General features: G+C 63.4%; 1 protein-coding gene. It reads left to right on the forward strand.

Annotated elements, in window-relative coordinates:
* Positions 1-42 precede the first annotated feature (42 nt).
* The gene (locus BYZ73_RS21175; RefSeq protein ID WP_112317571.1) at positions 43-1,083 is read left to right on the forward strand and encodes a hypothetical protein; all 1,041 of its coding nucleotides are present in this window, start codon (positions 43-45) and stop codon (positions 1,081-1,083) included.
* Positions 1,084-1,217: the final 134 nt, after the last annotated feature.

A 1,217-nucleotide genomic window follows, 5' to 3' on the forward strand; every position in this document is an offset into this window, starting at 1 on the left:
CGGAAGCGGTGCGCACCCTGGTGGAATGGGGGCTTGAAGCCGATGCCTGACACCCAGACCGCGAAACGCGCCATCGAAGTGCGCTTCCACGACACCACCATCGGCATTTGGCAGGACGATGCCAGAGACCCGACATTCCGATCCGATGTCTTCGGCCCACTGATACGGATGCTGCGCGACGAAGGCTGGACGGTCGGTTCTGACCCAGACATCGTGAAGCGCTACAACAGCCTGCGCCACGACCACCGACGCATGCGAAAGGGCGCGCTGCGCGGCACGATCCAGATTAGCGGGCGCAGCATCGACATCGAACTTTGGGCCGAGACTTGGCCCAAGAAAAACCAGAACGGCCATCGTTACGGCTTCAACAAGCGCCAGCGGCTCGACTATCTCGACCGGCTGCGCGTTCAGGCGCTCGAAAGCCGGATCGTCGCTTGGCTGGAACGCCGCGGCGCCGTCACGGTAAGAAGGTCTGAGCAACCGCGCCTTGCGATGGACCGGATCGCGAAGGACTATGCGGAAAGCTGGCACACCGACAAGGCGCTTGGTCGCCCGCGGTGTGACTATGACCACAACCGCCGCAGCGCTGATGGCATACTACTCGAGCATGGGCAGACCGTGTGGGTGCCGGATACGAAGGGACGCATCGTCCGCGGCCAAGCGTTCTACAACATCAACAGCATGTGGTGGGTGGTGCTGGCAAAGGACCACCTCACGAACAAAGCGTGCTTCGATATCTACGCCCAGCAGCCCGAAGACCTGCGCCGAAAGCGGAACGGGCGCGAGCGGCGCCGGAGACTCGAGGCGCAGATCGCCGCAGCCGTGGTGGCCAGCGACTTCCGCCGGGCAGAGACGCTCTCTCGGATAGCATTTTCCGATCAGCCCATTTGGCGGATCTGGTCACGGAAACACGACTGCTTCTATGCCCCGCAATACAGCGGCTACACCTCAGACGCCAACCTTGCTGGGCGATACACCCGCGATGAAGCAATGCGGGAGGTCCGCCGCGTTCCCCACATCCTTCACGCGATAGGCCCGGATGGTCGCCGCGAAGATTTTCTGAGCGAGGCCGTCAATGCCTGACACCCCGACAGCAACCTTCGGCCGCTTCACCGCCGAGATCACCCCGGCCTTGGCCTGCCTGACGATCCGCGAAGACGGGCATGTCGTGATCCAGTTCTTCGGCCGCGACCTGATCCTGAGCGCGCTGCGGCGCG

The organism is Rhodovulum viride, from assembly GCF_003265965.1.
GTDB lineage: Bacteria > Pseudomonadota > Alphaproteobacteria > Rhodobacterales > Rhodobacteraceae > Rhodovulum > Rhodovulum kholense.